The organism is Phycisphaerales bacterium, from assembly GCA_040221175.1.
In the GTDB taxonomy this organism is placed as follows: Bacteria; Planctomycetota; Phycisphaerae; order Phycisphaerales; family UBA1924; genus JAHCJI01.
The window spans coordinates 86,615-110,383 of sequence record JAVJVK010000001.1 but is presented as its reverse complement, the minus strand read 5'-3'; the positions used below and the strand labels follow the sequence as shown (position 1 = coordinate 110,383).

21 protein-coding genes are annotated in these 23,769 nt (G+C 66.5%); 7 read left to right on the top strand and 14 right to left on the bottom strand.

Annotated elements, in window-relative coordinates; genetic code table 11:
* Positions 1-2,682 carry a GC-type dockerin domain-anchored protein gene (locus RIE32_00490; protein ID MEQ9094720.1) on the top strand — a complete coding sequence of 894 codons (2,682 nt, stop codon included), beginning with the start codon at positions 1-3 and terminating at the stop codon, positions 2,680-2,682.
* Positions 2,683-2,689: 7 nt separating this feature from the next.
* On the opposite strand, the gene RIE32_00485 is transcribed toward RIE32_00490, so the two are convergent.
* The 7 genes from RIE32_00485 to RIE32_00455 all read right to left on the bottom strand — a co-directional run bounded on the left by RIE32_00485 (position 2,690) and on the right by RIE32_00455 (position 11,829).
* Positions 2,690-3,559, bottom strand: coding sequence for a biotin-dependent carboxyltransferase family protein (locus RIE32_00485; GenBank protein ID MEQ9094719.1), 870 nt, complete (start codon positions 3,557-3,559; stop codon positions 2,690-2,692).
* Positions 3,556-4,191 carry a 5-oxoprolinase subunit PxpB gene (gene pxpB / locus RIE32_00480; GenBank protein ID MEQ9094718.1) on the bottom strand — a complete coding sequence of 212 codons (636 nt, stop codon included), beginning with the start codon at positions 4,189-4,191 and terminating at the stop codon, positions 3,556-3,558. The genes RIE32_00485 and pxpB overlap by 4 nt, the downstream gene beginning before the upstream one ends.
* A gap of 21 nt (positions 4,192-4,212) precedes the next feature.
* The gene (locus tag RIE32_00475; GenBank protein MEQ9094717.1) at positions 4,213-5,181 is read right to left on the bottom strand and encodes a UDP-2,3-diacylglucosamine diphosphatase; all 969 of its coding nucleotides are present in this window, start codon (positions 5,179-5,181) and stop codon (positions 4,213-4,215) included.
* A gap of 78 nt (positions 5,182-5,259) precedes the next feature.
* Positions 5,260-7,674 carry a DUF3536 domain-containing protein gene (locus tag RIE32_00470; GenBank protein ID MEQ9094716.1) on the bottom strand — a complete coding sequence of 805 codons (2,415 nt, stop codon included), beginning with the start codon at positions 7,672-7,674 and terminating at the stop codon, positions 5,260-5,262.
* Entirely contained in the window at positions 7,671-9,353 is a 1,683-nt protein-coding gene (locus tag RIE32_00465; GenBank protein MEQ9094715.1) for a 4-alpha-glucanotransferase, read from the bottom strand. The genes RIE32_00470 and RIE32_00465 overlap by 4 nt, the downstream gene beginning before the upstream one ends.
* Positions 9,350-11,305, bottom strand: coding sequence for a 1,4-alpha-glucan branching protein GlgB (glgB, locus tag RIE32_00460; protein MEQ9094714.1), 1,956 nt, complete (start codon positions 11,303-11,305; stop codon positions 9,350-9,352). Before glgB ends, RIE32_00465 begins: the two co-directional genes overlap by 4 nt.
* A gap of 116 nt (positions 11,306-11,421) precedes the next feature.
* The gene (locus tag RIE32_00455; GenBank protein MEQ9094713.1) at positions 11,422-11,829 is read right to left on the bottom strand and encodes a DUF2934 domain-containing protein; all 408 of its coding nucleotides are present in this window, start codon (positions 11,827-11,829) and stop codon (positions 11,422-11,424) included.
* Positions 11,830-12,167: 338 nt separating this feature from the next.
* Here RIE32_00455 and RIE32_00450 point away from each other — a divergent pair, with 338 nt between their 5' ends.
* Positions 12,168-14,072, top strand: a complete 1,905-nt coding sequence (locus RIE32_00450) for a glycosyltransferase (protein ID MEQ9094712.1) — start codon at positions 12,168-12,170, stop codon at positions 14,070-14,072.
* 27 nt (positions 14,073-14,099) lie between these two features.
* On the top strand, positions 14,100-16,028 hold the full coding sequence (glgP, locus tag RIE32_00445; GenBank protein ID MEQ9094711.1) for an alpha-glucan family phosphorylase: 1,929 nt from the start codon (positions 14,100-14,102) through the stop codon (positions 16,026-16,028).
* A gap of 3 nt (positions 16,029-16,031) precedes the next feature.
* Here the strand turns inward: glgP and RIE32_00440 are convergent, their stop codons facing one another.
* From RIE32_00440 to RIE32_00430, 3 genes are read right to left on the bottom strand one after another with little or no spacing between them, the layout of a single operon-like run.
* Complete coding sequence (locus RIE32_00440; GenBank protein MEQ9094710.1) at positions 16,032-16,502, bottom strand: LEA type 2 family protein; 471 nt, start codon at positions 16,500-16,502, stop codon at positions 16,032-16,034.
* Positions 16,499-16,768, bottom strand: a complete 270-nt coding sequence (locus RIE32_00435; protein MEQ9094709.1) for a hypothetical protein — start codon at positions 16,766-16,768, stop codon at positions 16,499-16,501. The genes RIE32_00440 and RIE32_00435 overlap by 4 nt, the downstream gene beginning before the upstream one ends.
* Positions 16,765-17,409 carry a hypothetical protein gene (locus RIE32_00430; GenBank protein ID MEQ9094708.1) on the bottom strand — a complete coding sequence of 215 codons (645 nt, stop codon included), beginning with the start codon at positions 17,407-17,409 and terminating at the stop codon, positions 16,765-16,767. The genes RIE32_00435 and RIE32_00430 overlap by 4 nt, the downstream gene beginning before the upstream one ends.
* A 232-nt stretch (positions 17,410-17,641) precedes the next feature.
* On the opposite strand from RIE32_00430, the gene RIE32_00425 reads away from it, so the two are divergent.
* The 3 genes from RIE32_00425 to RIE32_00415 all read left to right on the top strand — a co-directional run bounded on the left by RIE32_00425 (position 17,642) and on the right by RIE32_00415 (position 19,140).
* Positions 17,642-17,899, top strand: a complete 258-nt coding sequence (locus tag RIE32_00425; GenBank protein MEQ9094707.1) for a hypothetical protein — start codon at positions 17,642-17,644, stop codon at positions 17,897-17,899.
* 89 nt (positions 17,900-17,988) lie between these two features.
* Positions 17,989-18,552 carry a hypothetical protein gene (locus RIE32_00420; protein MEQ9094706.1) on the top strand — a complete coding sequence of 188 codons (564 nt, stop codon included), beginning with the start codon at positions 17,989-17,991 and terminating at the stop codon, positions 18,550-18,552.
* 63 nt (positions 18,553-18,615) lie between these two features.
* Positions 18,616-19,140, top strand: coding sequence for a DUF421 domain-containing protein (locus tag RIE32_00415; GenBank protein ID MEQ9094705.1), 525 nt, complete (start codon positions 18,616-18,618; stop codon positions 19,138-19,140).
* Positions 19,141-19,157: 17 nt separating this feature from the next.
* Here the strand turns inward: RIE32_00415 and RIE32_00410 are convergent, their stop codons facing one another.
* The 3 genes from RIE32_00410 to RIE32_00400 all read right to left on the bottom strand — a co-directional run bounded on the left by RIE32_00410 (position 19,158) and on the right by RIE32_00400 (position 21,017).
* Entirely contained in the window at positions 19,158-19,421 is a 264-nt protein-coding gene (locus RIE32_00410; protein MEQ9094704.1) for a ferredoxin family protein, read from the bottom strand.
* Between the two features lie 152 nt (positions 19,422-19,573).
* Positions 19,574-20,011 carry an HU family DNA-binding protein gene (locus RIE32_00405; protein ID MEQ9094703.1) on the bottom strand — a complete coding sequence of 146 codons (438 nt, stop codon included), beginning with the start codon at positions 20,009-20,011 and terminating at the stop codon, positions 19,574-19,576.
* Between the two features lie 145 nt (positions 20,012-20,156).
* Positions 20,157-21,017: a TIGR00730 family Rossman fold protein gene (locus RIE32_00400; GenBank protein ID MEQ9094702.1), complete on the bottom strand. Its 861-nt coding sequence runs from the start codon at positions 21,015-21,017 to the stop codon at positions 20,157-20,159.
* Here RIE32_00400 and RIE32_00395 point away from each other — a divergent pair.
* Positions 21,016-22,371: a folylpolyglutamate synthase/dihydrofolate synthase family protein gene (locus RIE32_00395; protein MEQ9094701.1), complete on the top strand. Its 1,356-nt coding sequence runs from the start codon at positions 21,016-21,018 to the stop codon at positions 22,369-22,371. The two genes, RIE32_00400 and RIE32_00395, sit on opposite strands and share 2 nt — an antisense overlap.
* Here RIE32_00395 and asnS read toward each other — a convergent pair whose 3' ends face one another.
* Complete coding sequence (gene asnS, locus RIE32_00390; GenBank protein ID MEQ9094700.1) at positions 22,372-23,769, bottom strand: asparagine--tRNA ligase; 1,398 nt, start codon at positions 23,767-23,769, stop codon at positions 22,372-22,374.

The window sequence follows — 23,769 nt, the reverse complement described above, 5'->3', positions numbered from 1 at the left end:
ATGCCGCGGTCGCCCGTCCCCAGCATTTTCCTCATTCTCGCACTCTCAGGCGCCGCCATCGGGCTCACGACGATGCCAATCCAGGCCGCGAGCGCCGTCGCCGTCGCCTGCGACCCGCCCATCCCGGCACCGGGGGAGACCCTCGTTTGGGACGCCAGCCTCAGCCCGATCCAGATCTGCCAGGACACCACCATTCCCGCAGGCGCCACCGTCGAGTTGGCCCCGGGCACGCGGCTCGTCGTTTCGAGCGGCGTCACGCTCTCGGTGCAGGGCGAACTGCGAGCACTGGGAACGGAAGCCAGCCCCATCACGATCGAGGGCGGCGGCCAGGCGCTGGTGGCCGGCCTCATGGACATGGAGCACGCCACCGTGACGCTGGACGTCAACGCGGCCAGCGGTGCGCGCGCGGCGATCAGGCTCGCCCACGGCGTCGTGCCCGATGGAAGCGATCTTTCCCAGCCCGTGCGCGACGCGGTCGTCGCGCTCGAAGACGTTGTGGTCGAGCGAGGCTTTGTCAATGCCTTTGGCCAGCTTGCCTTCCATGGCGTCGAGTTCCGCGATCCCGGTCCGTTTACCAGCGTGGGCGCCTACCTGCTGGCACGGGACGTGGTCATGCACGGGCGCAATCTCGAGGTCGTCGTGGACTACCAGCCTCGGCTGCTGAGCAACGTCGACGTCCTGGACCCCTTCCAGGGCGCGGCCATCATCGCCACGGCTGGCGGCGTCGGACCCGGAAGCAATCTCCTGATCGATGCCGATTGCCAGCTCGTCGGCGCCGAATATCCCGTTCGGCTGCGCACCGGAGGGCTCCACCCCGACAGCGTGCTCCCCTTGACCGGAAACGACCGAAACGCCATCGCCATCGGCGGGGCGGGCGCCGGTTCGGGCGTCTGCGACTGGCCTGACCTTGGCCTTCCCTACCACGTCGAAGACGACGCACGCGTCCAGGGGCGCGTACGACCGGCTCCCGGCACGGTCTTCAAGCTTGGCCTGTTCGACAGCCTCCAGATCTTCGGCAACTTCTTCGACGACTCCACCATCTTCCGTGGTACGCCCGAGACGCCCGTCTACCTGGAGCGGCTCCATCCGGATGACGAGCCCGGCGGCCTGGCGCTCTTCACGTCCACCGCTGAGTACCTCGACGTGACGGGCATGCGCATCACCTCCACCTCGGGCTTCAACTTCATCCGCGAGAGCACGATTCGTCAGAGTCTCGTTGGGATCTTCGGCGACGCGAGCGCCACGGTGGAGATTCGAGGGTGCCAGATCTACGACAACGACGTCGGCGTGGAAGACGATGCGTCCAGTTCGCCCGCGATCGACATGGCGGGCGGTGTTCCTGGTGCGGGCGGGCGACCCAACATCCTCGAAGGAAACACGATCGCCGCGCAGAACAACGCGAGCCCCAGCGGCCGTAGCGGCGACTTCCCCGCACAGCTCAATTGGTGGGGCGACACTTCAGGCCCGTTCTCGCCGTTCATCAACCCCGACGGCCGCGGAGACGAGATCGGATTTGCCGTCGAAGCCGAGCCCTGGCTGACGCAGCGACCGGACCTGACCGATACCCCGCCGTACGTCGACATCCATTATCCCTTCATCCTGGCCGAGCCTGGCGACACGCTGCTGCTGCGCTGGGATGCCCGGGACGATGGCAGCATCACCGACCAACGCATCCTGCTGGATATTTCGGGTGGCGGCGCCTTCGAGTACGTCGTGCTGAAGGACGGCCTGGACGGCGACCAGCGCAGCGCCTTCATCACCATTCCTGATATCGGCCTGACTGGCGATGCCCGTTCGAGCCTACTCCGTGTCGAGGCCGCCGACGACGCCGGCAACGTCGGCACGCACGACATCACGCTGCAGGTTCCAACCCAGAACCGCCCCGACGGCCTGGTTACCTTCCGGCCCAGCCCGGCCGAAGGGTTCGTGCCGCGGGAAGAACGCAATATCTGCTACGACGCCACCGGCATCGCGGCAGGAAACATCACGTTCTTCCTCGTGCTCGATACCGAAGCCAACAGCCTGCAGCGAGGCCCGAGCGGCAGAGCGGGCATCGGGGAGTGCTCGATCAGTTCCCTGCGTTTCCCGGCCGTCTCGACCAATCGCGCCCGCTTCCTGCTCTTCTCGGACGGCGTGGGCAACGACAACGACTGGTACTTCTCCCATCCCTTCGAGGTCCGTCCCAGTGCCCACTTTCCCGATCGACCGCCGACCGCAAGCATGCTCACGCCCGTGCAGGGCGATCGGTTCAGCGGTGGATCGGTCGTGCCCATGACGTGGACGGCCAGCGACGATGAGTCGCTGCGCGAGTTTCGCATCCAGGTCTCGCTGAACGACGGTCGCACGTGGAGCACGTTCGACACCATCGCGGGCGATCGCCGAGCGTACGACCTCCGCCTGCCACCGCTCGACGCCACGCTCGAGAACGTGCGTGTTCGCATCGTGGCGGTCGACGAGCGATTCCAGGCAACGGCTTCGGGCGACGACCGTACGATTGCGTTCGAACCGGGCGCCGGCTGTCGCGTGGACCTCGATGGCGATGGTCGGGCGACACTCTTCGATTTCCTGGCCTTCCAGAACGCGTTCGACGCCGGCGACCCCGTCGCCGACTTCGACGGTGATGGCGAACTGACGCTGTTTGACTTCCTGGCGTTCCAGAACGCATTCGACCTGGGCTGCTGAAGGCGGGCTAGAGCGAGGCCAGTATGGCTTCCCGTTCGCGAAGGACGGCGATGGCGTTGTCCCGGCCAACCGGCTCGAAGCCCACCCACTGCCCGGGCACGAACTGACCGACCGCGGGGAGGTCCGCCGCGATCACCGTTCCCACCGTGGCATACCCACCCGTCGTCGGGCCATCAGGGCCCAGGATGACCAGTTCGCCGGCGGACGGCGCCTGGATCGTGCCGTGCAGCACGCCACGACTCGGACCCGTCGTTCGCGCCGGGCCGCCCCCCGCACGCGTCAGGCGAACGCCCACCCGGTCGCCGTGGGGCGAGATGCGAAGCAGGCCCTCGGGCAGTCGCGCTTCGGCGCCGTCGGTGACGATCCGAAGCAGCCTCCGTTGCAAGGAGAACGCGATCATCGCGCGCACATGCAGGGCGATATTCCGGCACGACGCCCCCGGCAGGCCAATGGGCAACACATCTCCCGCGCGCAGCGCCCGACCCTCCACACCACCAAGGCCGGCGCTCCGAAAGGTCGACCGCGAATGGAGCACGCGAGGAACTTCGATGCCTCCGGCAACGGACAGGTAAGCCCGGCAGTGCCCATCGTCGGGCCGAACGGCGACTCGTTTGCCCACCGCCAGGTTGACCGGCTCGAAGGGTCGTTCGCCGGAACTGACCACGACCGTGCAGGGCTTGGTAGCCTCCAATTCGAGTTCGCCCATCGCGAGTTCGACCGCGGCGTCTCCCGGGTCGTTCCCCGCCGCCAGATTGGCAACACGCAATGAGAGGGTGTCGGCCGCGCCGCCGATGGGCACGCCCTGGTGCGCCAGCCCGGGCCGCCCCAGGTCCTGCACCGTCGCGATGCCGTGCACATTGACCACGCGCAGGCTCACGACTCGAACCTCTGCGCGCTCACCGGGCAGAACCGCACGACGTCTCCGGCGCGCAGTAATGCGGGCTCGGCGCGTTCCACGCCGAACATAACCGCCTTCGTGCGCCCGATGATGCGCCACCCGCCAGGCCCGGCCAGCCCGTATACGCCCGAATAGGGACCCGCAAGGCCCACGCTGCCCGCCTCCACGCGCGTGCGGGGCGAGGCAAGCCTGGGCACGTGGAGCGACTCGGGCAGGCCGTCGAGGTATCCGAACCCTGGCGCAAAGCCGAGGAACTTGACCCTGAACTCGATCGATGCGTGCAACTCGACGACGTCGCCCGATGAGAGCCCACAATGCTCGGCGACGTAGGCGAGATCCGGCCCGTACCGAGCGTCATAGCACACCGGGATCTCGTGCGTACGCGGTTCAAAGGCCGTTCGGCCCGAGGCAGATTCGAGCGCTTGCAGAATCTCGCGTTCGGTGACGCCCGCGAGCGGATCGACCTGGACGTAGAGATCCATCTCCGCCGGTGCGGCGTCACGCACGCCCTCCACGCTCCGCAGCGCCACGACTGCCGCCGGATCTGAACGCGCGCCACGCACGCACAGGCTGCGTTCGCTGGTCCACGTGATCTGAATGCCCCCGGCCATGGCCAAGGGTAGTGTGCTCGGCTAGCTGGCTTCGACGCCCTGCTGGCGGAGGGACACGGGCACGACACGCCGGCGAGTGCGCCGTGCTTTCTTGCCGCCCGAGACCTGGCCATACTGCCGCAAACGCTCCACGACGGCCTTGCCATCCAACAGCCGGATGGAACCATCGAAGTCCTCGACCAGGGCCGTACAGCTCTCGACCCAGTCGCCACAGTTGTAGTACATCATGCCCGGGTGCGTGTCATCGGGCCGGATCTCGGCCTTGTGGATGTGTCCGCAGACGACCCCGTCGAACCCCTTGCCCTTCGCTTCTTCAACCAGCGCCTCTTCGAACTTGCTGATGTAGGTGCATGCGCTCTTGACCTTCAGCTTGAGGAACTGGCTGAGGCTCCAGTAGTTCAGACCAAAGAGCCGGCGGACACGGTTATAGTGTCGATTCAGCCGCAGCAGAAGTTCGTAGCTGGCCGAACCAAGCATGGACAACGCCCGTGCGTGCTTGACCACCATGTCGAACTGGTCGCCGTGGCTGATGTACAGACGACGGCCATCCGCCGTGACGTGCTCGGCATCGAGTACGAGTTCGACACCCCCGAAGCTCAGGCCCGCGTACTGGCGTGCGCCCTCGTCGTGGTTGCCCGGGATGTAGACCACCCGCGTTCCCTTGCGTGCCATCTTGAGGATGCGGCTGATGACGCGGTTGTGCTTGCCGGGCCAGTACCACTTGCTCTTGAGGCGCCACATGTCGATGACGTCGCCCACGAGATAGAGCGTGTCGCAACGCACGCTCTTGAGGAAGGCGCTGAGTTCCTTTGCCTGGCAACCGTTGCTGCCCAGGTGCAGGTCGCTCAAGAAGATGGTCCGGTACCGCAGGTCCAGTCGCTCGGCGCCGGTTTGCTCGTCTCGAAGGACTGCCGGCTCGGTCCAGATCGCTTCCCGAGGGTCGGGATCGGACACGGCCCGGGTGTCGCATGCTCTCTCGTATTCCTCCATGCCGTATTCTTCGGCATGGAGGCGCACGTTTCCCCCGTCGGACGCGGCTTTTCGCGTGAATGTTTTCTTAAGAACATCTTATGAACGGATTTTCAGGAGCGCCGCGACCCGCTCGACCTCGTGCCGCCACGCGGATGCATCGACGACGCGGCCGGAGTGCAGCGTGTGGTCGAGGTCCTGGAGCACCCGGTACAAGGCGTTCTGCGCAGCGTCCAATCGCACCTGGAATGGCGAAGCCTCGACCATGTCCACGAGGATGCCGATCGAATGCAGTGATTCGGCGTCGGCTGGGTCGGCCAGCAGCCGCTCGCTCAGGCGGGCCAGGGCGGCTTCGGCCACGTATGACAGCGTCGAGCGATCGAGTTCGACGCCGGCCTGCTCTGCCCGCTGGAGGATCTGCCGGGCCTTGCCTACGTCAGGATGATCGTCGCGCAGGATGCGGACCAGGTCGGCATTGAGCACCAGTTCGACCGGGAAGTACAGGGCCCGTGGGGCCGGAATCTTCAACGCATGCAGGAAGTGCAGCAGCGGCGCCTGGTCGTCGTACATCCGCCGATAGGTCGCCTCGGCGCTATCCAGAGCGCCCTCGAGAACTTGTTCGGCCACGCGGCGCTGCTCGTCCTTAAAGAGCGAGGCCAGCGAGAATGTGGAACTGCCGAAGTTCTGCTCGATCAGCCGCAGCAGCTTGCCGTACTGGGCCATGTCGAACGCCTGCCGGGCCTCCCCCAGGAAACCCGCGAGCACCTCGTCGCTGACCTCAAGCCCGGCGCCGCCGGTGATGATGTGATCGGCCAGGTGAAGAACGGCATAGGTCACTTGCTGGCTGTTGAGGCTGATGCGACTGGTCAGCGTGGCCCGACCCACGCGCAGTCGCGTCCGCCCCGCACTCATTTCGTGTCGATCGTCGCTCCGAACGTCATAGCAGTACACCTGGCTGGCTTCGTCGGTCTCTTCGAAGAGCGAGATGACCGCGTAGTGCTCGGCCATCTTCAGGAGGTCGACCTTGGCCGGCCGGACCATGCTCAGATACACCTCACGTCCATCGCCATGCTCGGGGAGATTGCTGCGCGCCTTGCTGAGGCGATCCAGGAACGCTTCCTCGAAGCTCTCTTCGAACAGGCCTTCGGCGATCTGAATCACGCGGCCGGCATACTGCAAGACCTGCACGGTCTCGATGCCCGTCAGCTCGTCGAAGAACCAGCCGCAGCTCGTGTACATGAGCATGGCGTTGCGCTGGATCTCGAGCAGTCGCAGGATACGCGTGTAGTCGATCGTGCCCTCGTGGGCGCCGACGTGTCGCTCGATGAAGTCCTTGACCCGTCCCTGGTCTCGGTCGAGGATGACCTCGATGTACTCGTCTCGAGCCGCCCACGTATCGATGAGCAGGGCCCCCGCCTCGCGCTCGAAGCGTGGCGCCATCTCGTCTCGGAGCCAGTCGAGCGCTTCTCGCAGCGGGGCACGCCAGGATTGGTTCCAGTTCGGTCGGCCACCGGAATGACAGCCGCAGTCGCTCCGCCAACGCTCCACGCCGTGCACGCAGCTCCAGGACGAATCATCGATGATCTCGGCTTCCCATTCTGGCGGGTGCAATTCGAGGAAGCGGCCGTAGTTGACCAGCGTCGCCTCGCTGCCGGTCATGATCCGTCGCACCGCGTACGACAGGGCCATGTCGCCATAGGGGTGATGGTGGCCGTAGCTCTCGCCATCGGTGGCGATGTGGACCAGTTGGGGCTCGTGGCGGCCGTGATCGATGCCTCCGAGCAGGCGGTTGGCGAATTGCTCGCCGTTTGCCAGCAGACGCTCGAAGGCGACCGCTTGGGAGAGCGGGCCGTCGTAGAAGAAGACGGCGATGCTGCGTCCATCCTCGAGCCTGACGAGATACGGCCGCCGCGGATCGACGCCGTGATGCCTGGCGTCAATCCACTGGTCGCTGCCGATCCTGCGATAGCGCATCGCCTGGCGTGGCGCGAGTATCGTAAAGGCAACCCGCTGACGAGCCAGTTCGTCGAGCGTGTCGCGATTTGCCGCGGTCTCGGGCAGCCACATGCCCTCCGGGCGACGGCCGAAGCGATGCTCGAAGTCTCGGATGCCCCACAGCACCTGCGTCCGCCGGTCTCGCGCGTTGGCGAGCGGCATGATCATGTGGTTGTACGCCTGGGCGATGGCCGAGCCGTGCCCGGCGTTGATCTCGATGCTGTGCCGATCGGCTTCGAGGATCGCCTGGTAGGCCTCCGGCGCATGTTCCTGCATCCATGAGAGCAGCGTGGGGCCGAAGTTGAAGCTGATGTGGGCGTAGTTGTTGTTGATGCGCTCGATCCAGCCCTGCTCGTCAAGGATTCGCGCCTGCCCGTTAGGCTGGTAGCACTCGGCGGTGATCCGCTCGTTCCAATCGTGATACGGATAGGCCGAGTCCTGCACTTCGACCGCTTCGAGCCATGGGTTCTCGCGCGGCGGCTGATAGAAGTGGCCATGGATGCACACGTACCGATTCATGAGGCGCCTGCTCCGGATCGCTGACCAATACCGCTCGCCCAGCCGCGCAGCCGGGCCGCGATGCTATCGTCGGCGATCACTTCTTCAAGCGTCCATCGCATGGGCCGCCGCCAGCATGGGTAGCCCTCGCTGACGCCTGGAATGTTCTGTGGTTCGGTCTCCGCCCACAGGTCCTCGAGCGCCACCATCACGATCGGCGCCGGCGAAGCGCACAGCCGATCGACGAGTGCATCAAACAACCCCGCTTCATCGCGCACGCTCAGCCGCTCGTGCAGGGCCTTTACGGCAGCCGACCGAATGCGATGATCGAACGCGGCGCCCGAGGCATCGAGCAGTCGTAGCGATCGACGCAGGTCGATGTCCCGGCCCGCCAGATAGCCCGCGAAGGTCGGCATGTCGTGGGTGTTCGGGGCGGCGATGAGATCGGGCTTGGCGGCCCCGGGAGCCATGGCCTGATCGCCGCCGTCGTACTGGGCGGCCGTCATGCCGACCAGGCCCCGGTCGATCATGGCCGCATCGACTTCGGGCGGCACCGTTCCCAGGTTCTCGCCGATGAAGAGCGCTTCGTGCTCTTGGGAGAGTTCGGCCATTGCGTCGAGCGCCCCGCCCGCATCGTACTGAACATAGACGCCGTCGTCGGCGCCGTGGCCTTCGGGCACCCAGTACAACCGCCACAGGCCCATGACGTGGTCGAGCCGCAGGGTGCTGGCGTAGCGCAGGTGTCGTCGCGTGGCCTCGATCAGTTCGCCGTGGCCGCTCAGGCGGGCGTGCTCGGGCAGCATCGGCGGGAAGCCCCAGACCTGGCCCTCGGGGAAGTATGCGTCGGGCGGCGCACCGACGGCGATGCCCTTGGCGTACGCATCGGGCGTGCGATGGACGTCGAACCCGTTGGCGGTCACGCCCACGGGCAGGTCGAGGTAGAGCCCGCAGCCGGCCGCCTCGGCACGCGATCGCAGGGCCGAGAGTTGCTCGTGCAGCCGCAACTGGGCAAAGCCATAGAGTCGCTCGGCGTCGGGGCCGCCGCCCTCGTGCTCGGCCCGCCAGCGGACGTACTGGGCCACGAGCGGATCGGCGTCAAGAAGGGTCTCGATCGCCACCGGATCGGCCGCGGTGGATTCTCGCGCCAGCACGCCGCGCTTGAGCTGCCAGCTCGCTTCATAGTCAATCATGGGAGACGCGGTGAGCCTTGCCGATTCCTCACGTTCAGTGGGCGTCATGACATCCCATAGATCGAGGAAGAGTTCGCTGAACACGCTTCGGCTCAGCGGCGCATAAGGGCAGCCATCGATGGGTGTGGCATAGCGACCCGACAGCAGCGGCAGCGTGCTCACCAGCGAGACGCCCAGGCCACCGGCCCACTCGCACAGGCGACCGAGGTCTTCCAGTCCCCCCACCCCGGCACTACGCATGGATCGGATCGCATAGAGCGGCGCAAAAATGCCCAGGCGCCGCCGCTCGTCGCGCCAGAACCGCTTGGGCGGACCGGCTACTGGCGATCTGGGTTGCGCGTCGCTGGGGCGATCGGGATCGACGCCCAGCCCACGCAGCACGGCAATGATCGCCGCCTCGCTCGGGAAGCACCGCACGCCCATCCCGTTCTCGTGCTCGGTGAGCAGGCCATGGGCCCGTGCGACGCGCAGCAGGGCGGGATCGCGAGAATCTTCGCTTCGGACGCTCATTCGGCCGGCTCGCACCGCAGCACGATGACCGACAGCGGCGGCAGCGTGAGGTCGAGTCGATTCGGTCGACCGTGCGAGGGCGCTTCGATGGCGTCGACACCGCCCATGTTGCCCACGCCCGATCCACCGAAGCACTCGGCATCGGTATTCAGCACTTCGCGCCACCGCCCGCCGAAGGGCACGCCCAGCGTGTAGCCGTAGCGAACCACGGGCGTGAAGTTTGCCACCACCAGCACGGTGTCGCGCTCCCGCACGCCGCGGCGGAGGAACGCGATGACCGTGTCTTCGCTATCGGTGCAGTCGACCCATTCGAACCCACGCTGCTCGCAGTCTCGCTCGTGCAGCGCCGGCTCTCGCTTGTAGAGATCGTTCAGCGTGCCCACCAGCGCAGCGATGCCCGCGTGGCTGGGCACGCCCTCCAGATGCCACTCGATGCTCGAGTCGTGGTCCCATTCGGGCACCTGCGCCAGCTCGCCGCCCATGAACAGCAGCTTCTTGCCCGGCTGGGTCCATTGCAATCCGTAGAGAAGCCGAAGGTTTGCAAGCCGCTGCCATTCGTCACCCGGCATGCGATCCAGCAGCGAGCCCTTGCCGTGCACGACCTCGTCGTGGCTGAGCGGCATGACGTAGTTCTCGCTGAACTGGTAGACCGCGCGGAAGCTGATCTCGTTGTGGTGGTACTTGCGGTGGATGGGCTCGTGCCCCAGGTACGTCAGTGTGTCGTGCATCCAGCCCATGTCCCACTTGTACCCGAAGCCCAGCCCGCCCAGATGGGCCGGGCGCGTCACGCCGGGCCATGCGGTCGATTCCTCGGCAAAGGTCACGATGTCCGGATGGGCCCCGTACAGCGTCGTATTGAGCTGGCGGAGGAAGTCGATGGCTTCCAGGTTCTCGCGCCCGCCGAAGCGGTTGGGCACCCACTCGCCTTCCTTGCGCGAGTAGTCGCGGTAGAGCATCGAGGCGACGGCGTCGACGCGGATGCCATCAACGTGGTATTTGTCCAGCCAGAACATGGCGCTGGAGATGAGGAAGCTGCGGACCTCGTGCCGCCCATAGTTGAAGATCATCGACTTCCAGTCGGGGTGGAAGCCCTCGCGCGGGTCGGCATGCTCGAACAGGTGCGTGCCGTCGAACAGCGCCAGCCCGTGGGCGTCGGCCGGGAAGTGGCTGGGCACCCAGTCGAGGATCACGCCGATGCCCGCCTGGTGCAGCGTATCAATGAGGAACATGAAGTCCTGCGGCGTGCCATACCGGCTCGTGGGCGCGAAGTAGCCCACGGTCTGGTAGCCCCAGCTCTTGTAGAGCGGGTGCTCCATGACCGGCATGAGCTCGACGTGCGTGAACCCAAGCCGGTTGCAGTACTCGGACAGCACGGGCGCGAGTTCGCGGTAGTTCAGGCTTCGGTTGCCGTCTTCTGGCACGCGCCGCCACGAGCCCAGGTGCAATTCGTAGATGCTCATGGGCTGGTCGACCTTGTGGCGCTGGCCGCGGGTCCGCATCCACGCGTCGTCATTCCATTCGTAGCCGAGCCCCTGCACGATCGAGGCCGTACGGGGCGGCTGCTCCTGCCGAAAACCAAATGGATCGGTTTTTTCGAGCCGCCTGCCGCCCGCGTGCGAGTCGATGACGTACTTGTAGTGGGCGCCCTCGCGCGCGTTGGCGGCGACGCCGACCCACAGCCCGCTGCTGCCCACCGGGGTCAGGGTGTCGGCTCCGGGAGACCAGTAGTTCCAATCCCCCACCACCGAGACGGCCCGGGCATTGGGCGCCCAGACGCCGAACCGAACGCCCTGCCCGCCCGGCAGCGGGTGGGCGCCGAGCTTCTCGTACAGGTGGGCGTGGGTGCCCTCGTTGAACCAGTACTGGTCGTCGGCAGAGATCCAGCCGTGGTCTTGGGTCTGGCCTACAGCGTGGCGTGCGTCGGGCGGGATCATTAAGAGATGGTTGGTCACGTCTGGGCTCTCCGAGCGGCGCGAGGGCCGCCAGAGCCCAGATCGACCGAAAACCGTGGCCGATCCAGCACGGATCGCCTTCGGAAACCCCTTAGATCGAAGTCATGCCCGCTGAATCAGCCGTGACCTCGCTCCTGGCGAAGCTCTCTCTCGGCTTGGAGCCAGTCTGCGACGGGGTCGCCGGGAGCGCCGCCCCGCGCCTCGAACAACTCATAGGCCCGCTGGCGGATCTCTTCGTGCGTTGGCTCGGGACCACGGGCTCGCTCCGAAGCCGCACGGGACTTTGCCGGCTCGGCTCGCAGCAGCGATGCCCGGACGGCCCCGGGGCTCTCGTTGGCGGCGACACCGCCGAGCGGGCGCTTGGCCTCGACGACTCGCTGGGGCTCTATCCGGCCCGATGCCGGCTGGTCAGGAATGAGGAGCCGGCGAACAGATTCCGGCGCCCTGCTCTCACGCTCGCGCCGCGATGCGGTGAACACCGAATAGGCATGCTGGCGGAGCGCTGTGCTGTTCGAGCCGATCACGGCCCACCTCCATCCGGGCGGCGGAATTCGTCCGCCGAGAGCCGCCGCACCGATTGATTCTCCTGATCAATCGTACGGTTCGCCGAAAATATCGACCAGCCGAAGGGCCGACTTTTGCGGCAGTCTGGCGACGGATTCATAAAACCCCAACGAACAGCCTGCGAGCATGCGCATTTCGCGACATCGTGGGCCGATTCCCGCTCACGCCCGCCACCGCCAAGACCGATAGTGGATTGACGCTCCTCTCCCACTGACGGAGCCGAAGATACGACGAGCCGACCCGAGCGGCGCAAGGATTGCGCGGCGCGGGCATGGCGATGCCTCGCACGGAGAGCGACGTGGCCCCGATCAGAGCGGAACATGAACCAGACCGACCCACGACGCTGCCCGGCGGCCGTGGTTCGCCGGGGGTGCTGCTGGTCGAGGTCGGCTACGAGGTGTGCAACCCCATCGGGGGCATCTACCAGGTGCTGCGGTCGAAGGCGGCCACCATGGTCGACCATTGGGATGATCGATACCTGATGGTCGGCCCGTACGTGCCCGAGCAGGCGGCCCTGGAGATGGAGCCGCGTCGGCCTACGGGGTGGCTGGCCCGGGCCGTGGCCGCCCTGGACGACATCGGCATCGCGTGCCATACCGGGCGCTGGCTGGTGCCGGGGCGGCCTCGCGTGGTGCTGCTGGACAACAAGCTGCCGGCCGAACGCATCAACAGCGAGAAGTTCTACCTCTGGCAGCACGACAAGGTGAGTTCGCCCAGCGGCGACGAGATGGTCGACGGGGTGATCGCCTTTGCCGACGTCACGCGCCACTTCATGCGGGCCGTGGACCACGCCTGGCGAGATCAGCGGCCCGCCCGCCGCCACCCGCGCCGCGTGATGGCCCACTTCCACGAGTGGATGGGCGGGCTTGCCATTCCGCTCATGAAGCGTGAAGAGCAGCCGATCTCGACGGTGTTCACCACGCACGCCACCCTGCTGGGCCGCTACCTGGCCAGCAGTGACGACCCACCCGAGACCGTTGTGGGGCTGGACCCGGCCGCCGAGGCCGACCGCTTCGGCATCCGCTCGCGGCACGACTACGAGCGGCTGGCTGCGCGCGATTGCGACGTAATGACGACCATCAGCCCGCTGACGGGCGTGGAGTGCGAGCACCTGCTGGGACGCAAGCCCGACGCCATCCTGCCCAACGGGCTGGACATCGGCCGCCTGAGCGTGGGCCACGAGTTCCAGACGCTGCACGCGCTGTTCAAGGACAAGGTCCACCACTTCACGATGGGGCACTTCTTCCCCACCCGGCCCATCGACCTGGACCACACGCTCTACTTCTTCACCAGCGGGCGCTACGAGCCTCGCAACAAGGGCTTCGACCTGTTCATCCGCGCCAACGCCCGGCTGAACGAACTGCTGAAGGAGACCGACAACCCCCACACGGTGGTATCGTTCATCGTCACTCGGCGCGACGTGCGGTCCATCGATCCGGTGGTGCTCCAGAACCGGGCCGTGCTGGACGAACTCGAGGACGTGTGCGAACACATCGCCGACGATCTGCGCGAGCGGCTCTTCCGGACGGCGGCCAGCGAGGGGCGGGTCTCGCTCGACTCGATGGCCGAGGAGTACTGGATGCTCCGGCTCAAGCGCACGCAGGCGGCCTTCCGCACGCGGGGCTGGCCCAGCGTCATCACCCACACGCTCGAGGGCGACCCCCGCGACGAGGTTCTCAGCGAGATCGCCGTCGCCGGCCTGCGCAACGACCCTGAAGACCGTGTCAAGATCGTCTACCACCCCCAGTTCATCAGCCCCACGAACCCCCTATGGGGCATGGAGTACGACCAGTTCGTGCGCGGCTGCCACCTGGGAATCTTTCCCAGCACGTACGAGCCCTGGGGTTACACGCCGCTGGAGTGCCTGGCCCTGGGTGTACCGGCCATCACCACCGACATGTCGGGCTTCGGCGACTTCGTCACCGAACGCCACGCACAGCCCGCCGGCTGGGCGCCGTGGGTGCTCCAGCGCAAGCACAAGACCACGGCCCAGGCGGTCGAGGCCCTGGCCCGCCGCATGCTCGAGTTCTGCCAGCTCACCCAGCGCGAGCGGATCCGCGTGCGGAACTCGGCCGAGCAGCGGTCGTGGCTGTTCGACTGGATGGAAATGGGCGAGGCATATGCCCAGGCCCACGATCTTGCGCTGCACCGAGGCCCCAAACCTGCCGAAGTTGGGGAGTCTGGCTCTTCATCGCTCGAGTGAATCGATTATCGGAAGGAAGCATCGCCCATGCCCGCACGCCAAAACCAGCATCTCGGCATCGATCCCCGCGTGGCCTACTTCACGATGGAGATCGCCATCAACGACAAGATCCCGACCTACTCCGGTGGGCTGGGCGTCCTGGCCGGCGACACCGTGCGGTCGGCGTGCAACCTGAAGGTGCCGATGGTGGCCGTGTCGCTGCTGCATCGCGGCGGGTACTTCAAGCAGACGCTCGAAGCCAACGGCACGCAGCACGACGAGCCCATCTCGTGGCGACCCGAGAAGTTCATGACCCGGCTGCCCAACGAGATCAGCGTGAAGCTCGATGGCCGCACCGTGCGCGTGGGCGCGTGGAAGACCGCCATCCGCGACAAGTACCATGGCTTCGAGACGCCGGTCATCTTCCTGGATACCGATCTGCCCCAGAACCGCAAGGACCATCGCGGCATCACCAACCGCCTCTACGGCGGGGACGACGAGCTGCGCCTGCGGCAGGAAGCGATCCTGGGCATCGGCGGCGTGCGCATGCTCAACATCCTGGGCGGCGACGGCATCAAGATCTACCACATGAACGAGGGCCACGCCAGCCTGCTGGTGCCCGAGTTGATCCGACATACGTCACGCTTCAGCCATCGCAAGCCAACGGACCCGTCCGTGCTGGCCGAGGTTCAGGAAAAGTGCGTGTTCACGACGCACACTCCGGTGCCGGCAGGCCACGACCGCTTCCCCATGGAGATGGTGCACAGCATCCTCGACCCCGAGATCGTCGAGTTACTGCATCCCGAACCCGAGGGAGCGATGCACGAGGCGCCGATGGAAGCCAATCCGAACGCCACAACCGAGCCGCCCGAGCCCGTGGCCCAGGCGGTCGCCAGCCACGATGGCCCGGTTCCCGCGTATGCCCTGCCCGCGGGCGTACCGATGGTCGAGCGTGCGAGCCGTCGCTACGGCGGCGGTACCGCCGTGGCCGAGCCCCCGCCCCCGCCCAAGGGCACGCTGAACATGACGCTCACGGGCTTCTGGGGCAGCGGACGCATCAACGCCGTCGCCCGCCGCCACGCCGAGGTCTCGCGCAAGATGTTCGGCCGCGACGATATCCAATCGGTCACCAATGGCATCCATGCCCGCACCTGGGTGTGCGGCGACATGGCGAAGCTGTTTGACAAGCACATGCCCGGCTGGCGCGACGACAACAGCGAGCTTCGCTTTGCCATCGACCTGGATCGCAAGGCCTTGCTCAAGGCACACCTGCGCGCCAAGGTCGCGCTGATCGATCGCGTGAACGAGCTGACGCACGCCGACTTCGACCTGGACACCTTCACCATCGGCTTTGGTCGCCGCGCCACGGCGTACAAGCGGCTGACGCTGCTGCTGCGCAACCCTAAGAAGTTCGACGAAATCGCCGAGAAGCACGACGGCATCCAGGTCGTCCTGGCCGGCAAGGCCCACCCCAAGGACGAGCCGGGCCAGGCCATGATCGTCGACACGCTGCGCAAGGCCAAGCGGCTCAAGCATGCCCGCGTGGTGTACCTGCCCAACTACAACATGGCGCTGTGCGGGCTCATGACCGCTGGCAGCGACATCTGGCTCAACACCCCGCGCCCACCCCTGGAGGCCAGCGGCACCAGCGGCATGAAGGCCGCCATCAACGGCGTGCCCAACCTCAGCACGCTGGACGGCTGGTGGCTGGAGGGCTGCATCGAGGGCCTCACCGGCTGGGCCATCGGCAAGGACGACTTCGGACCCAACCGCAAGCGCAAGGCTCCCACCACCAACACCCAGGACCGCAACCACGCCCAGGACATCTACGACAAGCTCGATCAGGTCATCCTGCCGACCTACGAAAACCGCACGAAGTGGGCCGACATCATGGCGCACTCCATCGCCATCAACGGCTCGCATTTCACCACACAGCGGATGGTGCGCGAATACGTCTCGGGCCTGTACTTCGTGTAGGCGTCAGCCGCGGGGAGCCAGGGCCGACGCATCGAGCGTGCCCTCGTACTCGAAGCTCGCATCGGGGCGATACAGCCCCGAGTCGAACATGGCGCGCCAGAAGATGCCCGGTAGCGTATAGCCGAGGCGGCCTCGCAAGCGATACCGCACCTCGCGCACCGGCAGATCATCCCACGCGATGGGCACCGGAAGTTCCACCGACTGTTGGTCCTTGCGGCTAAGCGTCGCCTCGGCGCTGCGTCGCCCACGGAACACACGCTCGCCCTCGATGCTCAGCGTGTAGTCCACCATCCGCAGGGGCAGTTCGGTCTCGCCCGTGTTGTTCGCGACGATGGTGAACGAGAGCACCGCTGCCTCGGCGGTCGTGTTCTGGATGCTGACGCCCTCGACGTTGGCCGTGGGGCGCGTAACGCACCCGCCTGCTGCGATGGCTCCGAACACCCAGGCCAGCAAGACCAGCCGAAGCGCCGTCATCTCGAAATACTCGCCAGCAGGGGAAGGACGACGACCAGGCCGATGAAGGCCGCAAGTCCCAGACCCAGCATCGCCAGGATGACCTGGGCCGTCATGACCAGCACTGGACGCGGCAGACGCTTGATGTCGTCGATGCGCACCGACTTCCAGGACAGGCTCACGAGAAGCGCGATGGGGATCAAGAGCAGGAACCACCACGCGTGGGCATCGATGGGATCGATGAACGGACGCCACCCGAGCGTCAGCGCAAGCGGGAGCGAACTCATGGCGTGGCCCCCCGTCCGTACAACTCCGATTCGGGTCGGCGACGATTGAACAGGGCATCGAGCACCGCCACCAGGTTCAGCATGCCCGCCAGCGCGACCATCAGGAGGGCGACCTCGTTGACCTTGCCCACCGACTTGCCCGCCCCGGGTCGCCCCTGGAAGCTACCCGAATCGCCCCACTGCGGCGTGCGAGCCAGTTGCGGGTAGGGCAAGCGACCATCCTGGGCGGTTGCGACACGGACCTCGCCCGGGAAGGCAGACCGGAAGATCGGCTGCGGCCGTCCCGGGGCCGAATCGTCCATCGCCCAGGCCTTGAACTGGTTCTGGTTGACCCAGTCGGCGACGAACGTGGCCGGCCCGACGAACGCGTGCACGTAGAACCAGAGACGGTCCTCGCGGCTGTCCACCGTGTCGATGCCACCCAGCAGGATGCCCCCGAAGAACAGGCCCAGGATGCCCAGGCCGATGGCCAGGGCTCGTCGGGGTTGCCCAAGCACGAGGTGGCCAAGGCCGGGCAGCAGCAGCCCGGCAACCCCGGCAACGGGGTGGAACCGCTCCGGCCCCGGCGCGAACCGCGAAACGCTCGCCCGGGGAGCGGGCGGGGTGGGTGCGGTGCCGGGCGGTGCGGGGGTGTCGGACATGAGGCCGATGGTAGCCCCAGGGCCTCCGGGCCTCCGCGTGCGGCGACGGGCGGCCTGAACAGTTGACACGGCCCGAAAGGGGTGTAGCCTTGCGGCGCTCCCCGGTCGCGCTCGCTCAGCCCTTGGAAAGGGGGCCGCCGGGCGACGGGCCACGGGAGCACGCGGTGTACCGGCTCCCCACTTGGACCACCGGTGCGGCTCTCTACCGCCGCACCCTTGCGGACGAACAGACATGCCCACGCTCATGCTCGATGCCGAAGAAGTCACCTGGGCCGCTCCGGGCCTGGCTCCCGAGCCCGCCTCGCCCTGGCTGCCCGACAACTCGGACCTTGTGGCCTACGACGACGATGAGGACGATGACGATTTTGACGACCTCGACTACGACGATGAAGAGGAAGACGAGGACTACGACGCCGACTTCCTCGACGACGACGAAGATGAGGTGGCCGACGACGACGAAGATGCCGATGAGGACGACGAAGACCTCTAAGGCCAAGGGCCCATCACGCCCTGAGCCCGGCCACCTCCGGCCGACGCTCGCTTGCGTGTTCTGAGCCGGCGGCCAGGAGCACGCCGTCCATGCCGCAAGCACATCGCAACGATCATCACGCCAACGAATCCGACGCCTTCGACTTCGAACTCAACGAAGACGAGTCCGCCTCGCTCGACGAGGCGATCGCCCCGTTGGCCGATTCCGATTCGCTCTCCAGCGACGACGATTCGCCGCCGCCCGACACCCGGCGCGCCGAGGTCGTCGATCGCCGCCTGGGCCTGGACCGTCGCAACATGCCCGGTGCCGAACGGCCCACGGGACTGGAGCGTCGTCGCGGCCGCGGACGCCGGCTGAGCGACTTCCACCGCTCTGCCGAGGAGGGTGAGATGACGCAGGAGCAGTTCATGTTCCTGATGGCCATCGACGCATTCAAGAAGGGCAACGACGTGACCTTCCCCGCGTGGAGCGACGTGCTGGAGATCATCCGCCTGCTGGGCTACCGCAAGGTGCAGAAGGCCGCCGTGGACCTGGGCCGAGCCGAGGACTGGACCGAACCGCCCGAGGCGCCCCACAACGTGCGGACCGACAAGCAACTGCAGCGCAATGCGGCCGCTCGGGCGGCCTTCAGGAAGGGCGACAGCGCCGCCTGAGCGAACGCTCATCCAGCCACGCCGCGGGCGATCCCTCCGATAGACTGCACGCGGAGGGCCGCGATGCAGATCTTCTTCGACAACTGGAACACCATCGGCCGGACGCTGCTGGTGGGCGTCCTGGCCTACGTGGCCGTGGTGGTCTTCCTTCGGATCTCAGGCCCGCGCACCTTATCCAAGATGAATGCGTTTGACTTCATCGTCACGATCGCCCTGGGTTCGACGCTGGCCACGGTCTTGATAAGCAAAGATGTCAGCCTGGCCCAGGGCGTCACCGCCCTCGGGCTGCTCATCACGCTCCAGTTCGTGGTCACCTGGAGCAGCGCACGATGGCGGCTCATCAAGCAGGCCGTGACCGGCGAGCCGGTGCTCCTGCTCTTCGAGGGGCGCATGCTCAGTGAGGCCATGAAGCGCACCCGAGTCACGACCGACGAAATCCGGTCGGCTCTCCGCACCAACGGCCTGGCCGCATTCGAGCAGGCCCATGCCGTGGTCCTCGAAACCGATGGCAGCTTCAGCGTCGTGCCCACAGGCGAGCGCCAGGGCAACTCCACGCTCCAGGGCGTCCGAAATCGGCCCGGCTCCTGAGCGGCCGGCACCGGCTGCTACTTGTCCTTGTAGTAGTCCAGATTGAGTTCGACGTACTTGTTCCACTGTTCGGGCAGGTCTTCCTCGGGGAAGATCGCCTGAACGGGGCATTCATCCACGCACAGCCCGCAATCGATGCAGGTGTCCGGATCGATGTACAACTGGTTGGCCTGCTCGAAGTCGCCCTCGTCCTTGCCCGGATGGATGCAGTCAACCGGGCAGACCTCGACGCACGAGGTGTCCTTCGTCCCGATGCAGGGCTCGGCGATCACATGCGGCATATCACGACTCCAACTCAGAAGCGAGCGCGATCGGGCCCGGATCAGGCCCTTCGGCTCGGATGGTGCGGCTCAGGTCGCCATTGTAGAAGCCGCGACCACCCCGTCATCCCGGGCGGCCGTCTCCCCCAATGCATTCCCGGCTGTGATGCGGATCAGCTCCGTCCAGCCCCCGCCGGCACGCGCTCTTCGCGGCGCACTTCCACGATGGGCGGTTCGGGCAGTTCGGCCGCATGGCCGTTTGCCGTCGCGCCCGTGGCTGCGGGCTGGCTCACCTGAGACTCGAGCGCCGCCTTCATGAGCCGGCCCGGCTTGAAGCGAACCGCACGCTTGGGCGGTACGGGAACCGGTTCGAGTGTTTTCGGATTCTGAGCGGTCCGCGCCGCGCGAGACTTCACCTCGAAGACGCCAAAGTCCCGGATCTCGATCCGCTGGCCGCTGCCAATGGCCTCGATCATCTGATCGAGGACGCCCTGGACGACGGTCTGGACGTCGTGTCGCGAAAGCTTGGTCTGGCGAGTGATCTCGTCCACCAGGTGCTTCTTGGTCACGTTCTTGTCGTTGCCGACGCTCGCGTTGCCTTTGGAAGCCATATCGACTCCTGGAGGGGTCTAGCCGGAGCAGGCTATGAGCGGCCGGCCCCCACTTTGCCCGGCCGCCGCGATTCGGACGGGCGTCATACCGAAAGCGCGGACGCCCGAACGGGCAGTATCGCGGATTTGCCGACGAGAATCAACCTCAGTCTGCTTCGAAATGACGCACCGACCGCGAACGGTAGCCCTCGGCTTTCTGGTCCGAAGCCTGCCCACCGTGCCTGGGACGCACGCCACGGCGGGTTCCCTCCCCACTTTCGCGAGCGGCAGGTCCGATGACGCTGGGCAAAGACGTCTCGTACGTGCCCTCGATCGCACGCTTCACCAGCGACATGGCCCCCTCGATGCTGTCCACAAGATGAAAAAGGGACAGGTCGGCTTCAGAAATTGTTCGGAACTTGTTCCACATCTTGTCTCGGATCCACGCCACCGGCTCGGCCCAGAACTCCGAGCCGTACAGGATCAGCGGGAAGGGCTCGACCTTCAGCGTCTGCATCAGCGTCATGGCCTCGAAGAACTCGTCCAGCGTTCCGAACCCGCCCGGAAAGATCACGAACGCACGGGCGTACTTCACCAGCATGACCTTTCGCACGAAGAAGTACTCGAACGTCAGTTCGTCGGTCTGATACGGGTTTGGCTCCTGTTCCATGGGCAAGGCGATGTTCATGCCCACCGATCGACCACCGACGTCGTACGCCCCGCGATTGGCCGCCTCCATGATGCCCGGTCCGCCGCCGGTGATCACGGTGAGCCCAGACTCGGCCAATGCCGCTCCCATCTTCCGGGCGGCATCGTACATGGGGTCATCGGCCTTGGTGCGGGCCGAGCCGAACACCGTGACCGCCGGCGGCAGCCGCTCGAGGGTGTCAAAACCCTCGACAAACTCGCTCATGATGCGAAGGACCCGCCACGAGTCGTGGCCTCGATCGGGGTGCGCCTCTGGGAAGGGCCCGAACTTCGAGCCTCGTGTCTCGCCACCCGCACGTCCGTCCGTATGCTCGGCCATGCCCGGATCATCGGCCCCCGACGGCCATAAGCAAGCCCCCACCCCCTGGTCACCTGCAGATTGGTCGCTCCATGCCGCCCTGGCCTGGCTGAATGCCAAGGTGAACTTCGAGCGCCAGCCCGACCGGAGCCTGGCCACCCGCGTGTTGAAGCTCGACCGCATGCGGGCGCTATCGGCCGCCCTGGGAGACCCGCACCTGGCCGTGCCGGCCATCCACGTGGCCGGCAGCAAGGGCAAGGGCAGCATCACCCGCATGGCCGCCAGCATCCTGACCGCCGCGGGCATGCGCAGCGGCGCCTTCACCAGCCCGCACCTGATCCATCCCAACGAGCGCATCGCCGTCGACCGCCAGCCATGCAGTGACGCCGAGCTGGCCACGGCCATCTGGCGGGTCAACCAGGCCGAGGCTGCCCTCCCAGCCGAGGTCATCGAGCGATTTGGCTCGCCCACCTACTTCGAGGCCATCACCGCCGCCGCATTCGACCACTTCGCACGTTCGGGCTGCCACGCGGCCGTCTACGAGGTTGGCCTGGGCGGACGGCTCGACTCGACCAACATCCTCAGCCCTGCCGCTTGCGTGCTCGCGTCGATCGAGCTCGAGCACACCGACATCCTGGGCGACACGCTCGCGAAGATCGCCGCCGAAAAGGCCGGCATCCTCAAGCCCGGCGTGCCCGCCATCTGTACGCCCCAGCCGCCCGAGGTGCTCGAGGTGTTCGAGGCATGCGCCGCCGAGGTTGGTGCTCCGCTGCTCGTCCTGGGAGACGACATCGCCTTCACGCACCGCATGGACGCGGGCCACGCCATGGTCACGGTGACCATCGACGGCCGCGTGCTCTCCAACGTCCGAAGCCCCCTTCCGGGCGCGCATCAGGCGGCCAACACCGCCGCCGCGATCGCCGCATGCGCCCGGCTCCTCGGCGAGCGGCTCACCGAGACCGTGGTCGCCGATGGACTCGCGCACACGCCCCGCGACGGACGCATGGAGACGATCGCCACGAGCCCCACGCTCATCATCGACGGCGCCCACACGCCCGCCTCCCTGCGCGCCACGCTGGCAGCCCTCCCCGAGCACGACGGGGGCCTCGTCATCATCTTCGGCTGCGCAAAGGACAAGGACGCCGCCGGCATGCTCGACCAGCTCGCCAGAGCGGGCGGCCAGGTGGTCTTTACGCAAGCCGGGCCAAGATCGCGTCCGGCAGAAGAACTCGCGGTAATCTATGCATGCTCGAGCGAAGTGCGTGCCGACCCTGCCCAAGCCCTTCAGCGCGCACACGAGTTGGCAGGCCCGGCGGGCCTCATCCTCGCCTGCGGCTCGTTCATGCTCGCCGGTGCGATCAAGTCGCTTGGCTGATCAGAACGCCGCCTGCCCCGGCGCGCGCGGGAATGGAATCGCGTCGCGGATGTTCTGCAGGCCCGTGCAGTACATCACCAGGCGTTCAAAGCCCAGGCCAAATCCTGCGTGCGGCACCGTCCCATATCGACGCAAATCGCGATACCAGCCGTACTCGTCCTTGGGCAGGCCCATCTCGTCGATGCGCTGATCGAGCACGTCCAGCCGCTCCTCGCGTTGGCTGCCCCCGATCAACTCGCCCACGCCCGGCACCAGTACGTCCATCGCGGCGACAGTCTTCTTGTCGTCGTTCAGCCGCATGTAGAAGGCCTTGATGTCCTTGGGATAGTCCACCACCACCACGGGCTGCTTGAACTTCTCCTCGGTCAGGTACCGCTCGTGCTCGCTCTGCAGGTCGGTGCCCCACTCGACGGGGAACTCGAACTTCTTGCCGCTCTTTTGCAGGATGTCCACCGCCTCGGTGTAGGGCAGCATGCGGAAGGGCGAGGCGATCACGTGCTTGAGCCGATCGATCAGCCCCTTTTCGATCCGCTCGTCGAAGAACTGCGCGTCATCGGCGCAGTGCGTCAGCAGGTCGTCGAAGACGTACTTCAGCAACCCCTCGGCCAGCTTCGCGTTGTCGTTGAGGTCCGCGAACGCGATCTCCGGCTCGATCATCCAGAACTCGGCCAGGTGGCGGCTCGTGTTGCTGTTCTCGGCACGGAACGTGGGTCCGAATGTGTACACCCGGCTAAGCGCACAGCAGTACGTCTCGACGTTGAGCTGCCCCGACACCGTCAGGAACGACTGCTTGCCGAAGAAGTCTTCCTTCCAGTCAACGCCCCGTTTGTCCTCGGTCATCGGCGGGTTCACCGCGTCCAGCGTGCTGACGCGGAACAGGTGTCCGGCTCCCTCGGCGTCGCTCGTGGTGATGATGGGCGTGTGGACCCAGTAGAAGCCGTTTTGCTCGAAGTAGCTGTGGATCGCATACGCCAGGCGATGCCGGACGCGGGCCATGGCGCCGAACGTGTTCGTGCGCGGCCGCAGGTGCGCGACCTCGCGGAGATACTCGAAGCTGTGCCGCTTGGCGCTGGCGGGATAGGTATCGGGGTCTTCCACCCAGCCCACGACGCGAACCTCGCTTGCGACCACCTCCACGCACTGGCCCTTGCCCTGGCTCTCGACCAGTTCGCCGTCGACCTCGATCGCGCAGCCGGTGGTCAGGTGCAGGATCTCGTTGTCGTAGTTGCCAAGGTCGGTCTTGGCGACGACTTGGATGGGGTCGAAGCACGACCCGTCGTGGAGTTGGATGAAGCTCAGCCCGGCCTTGGAGTCTCTCCGGGTCCTGACCCAGCCCTTGAGCGTCACCGCAGTTCCGACGTCCGCCGCCAGGGCGTCCTTCACACGCATCGATGCCAT

Excerpts from the sequence above, each read along its gene's own strand:
- RIE32_00490 (MEQ9094720.1), top strand. The coding sequence starts at position 1 with ATGCCGCGGTCGCCCGTCCCCAGCATTTTCCTCATTCTCGCACTCTCA.
- pxpB (MEQ9094718.1), bottom strand. The coding sequence starts at position 4,191 with ATGGCCGGGGGCATTCAGATCACGTGGACCAGCGAACGCAGCCTGTGC.
- RIE32_00475 (MEQ9094717.1), bottom strand. The coding sequence starts at position 5,181 with ATGGAGGAATACGAGAGAGCATGCGACACCCGGGCCGTGTCCGATCCC.
- RIE32_00470 (MEQ9094716.1), bottom strand. The coding sequence starts at position 7,674 with ATGAATCGGTACGTGTGCATCCATGGCCACTTCTATCAGCCGCCGCGC.
- RIE32_00465 (MEQ9094715.1), bottom strand. The coding sequence starts at position 9,353 with ATGAGCGTCCGAAGCGAAGATTCTCGCGATCCCGCCCTGCTGCGCGTC.
- glgP (MEQ9094711.1), top strand. The coding sequence starts at position 14,100 with ATGCCCGCACGCCAAAACCAGCATCTCGGCATCGATCCCCGCGTGGCC.
- RIE32_00440 (MEQ9094710.1), bottom strand. The coding sequence starts at position 16,502 with ATGACGGCGCTTCGGCTGGTCTTGCTGGCCTGGGTGTTCGGAGCCATC.
- RIE32_00435 (MEQ9094709.1), bottom strand. The coding sequence starts at position 16,768 with ATGAGTTCGCTCCCGCTTGCGCTGACGCTCGGGTGGCGTCCGTTCATC.
- RIE32_00430 (MEQ9094708.1), bottom strand. The coding sequence starts at position 17,409 with ATGTCCGACACCCCCGCACCGCCCGGCACCGCACCCACCCCGCCCGCT.
- RIE32_00425 (MEQ9094707.1), top strand. The coding sequence starts at position 17,642 with ATGCCCACGCTCATGCTCGATGCCGAAGAAGTCACCTGGGCCGCTCCG.
- RIE32_00420 (MEQ9094706.1), top strand. The coding sequence starts at position 17,989 with ATGCCGCAAGCACATCGCAACGATCATCACGCCAACGAATCCGACGCC.
- RIE32_00415 (MEQ9094705.1), top strand. The coding sequence starts at position 18,616 with ATGCAGATCTTCTTCGACAACTGGAACACCATCGGCCGGACGCTGCTG.
- RIE32_00410 (MEQ9094704.1), bottom strand. The coding sequence starts at position 19,421 with ATGCCGCATGTGATCGCCGAGCCCTGCATCGGGACGAAGGACACCTCG.
- RIE32_00405 (MEQ9094703.1), bottom strand. The coding sequence starts at position 20,011 with ATGGCTTCCAAAGGCAACGCGAGCGTCGGCAACGACAAGAACGTGACC.
- RIE32_00395 (MEQ9094701.1), top strand. The coding sequence starts at position 21,016 with ATGCCCGGATCATCGGCCCCCGACGGCCATAAGCAAGCCCCCACCCCC.
- RIE32_00400 (MEQ9094702.1), bottom strand. The coding sequence starts at position 21,017 with ATGGCCGAGCATACGGACGGACGTGCGGGTGGCGAGACACGAGGCTCG.
- asnS (MEQ9094700.1), bottom strand. The coding sequence starts at position 23,769 with ATGGCATCGATGCGTGTGAAGGACGCCCTGGCGGCGGACGTCGGAACT.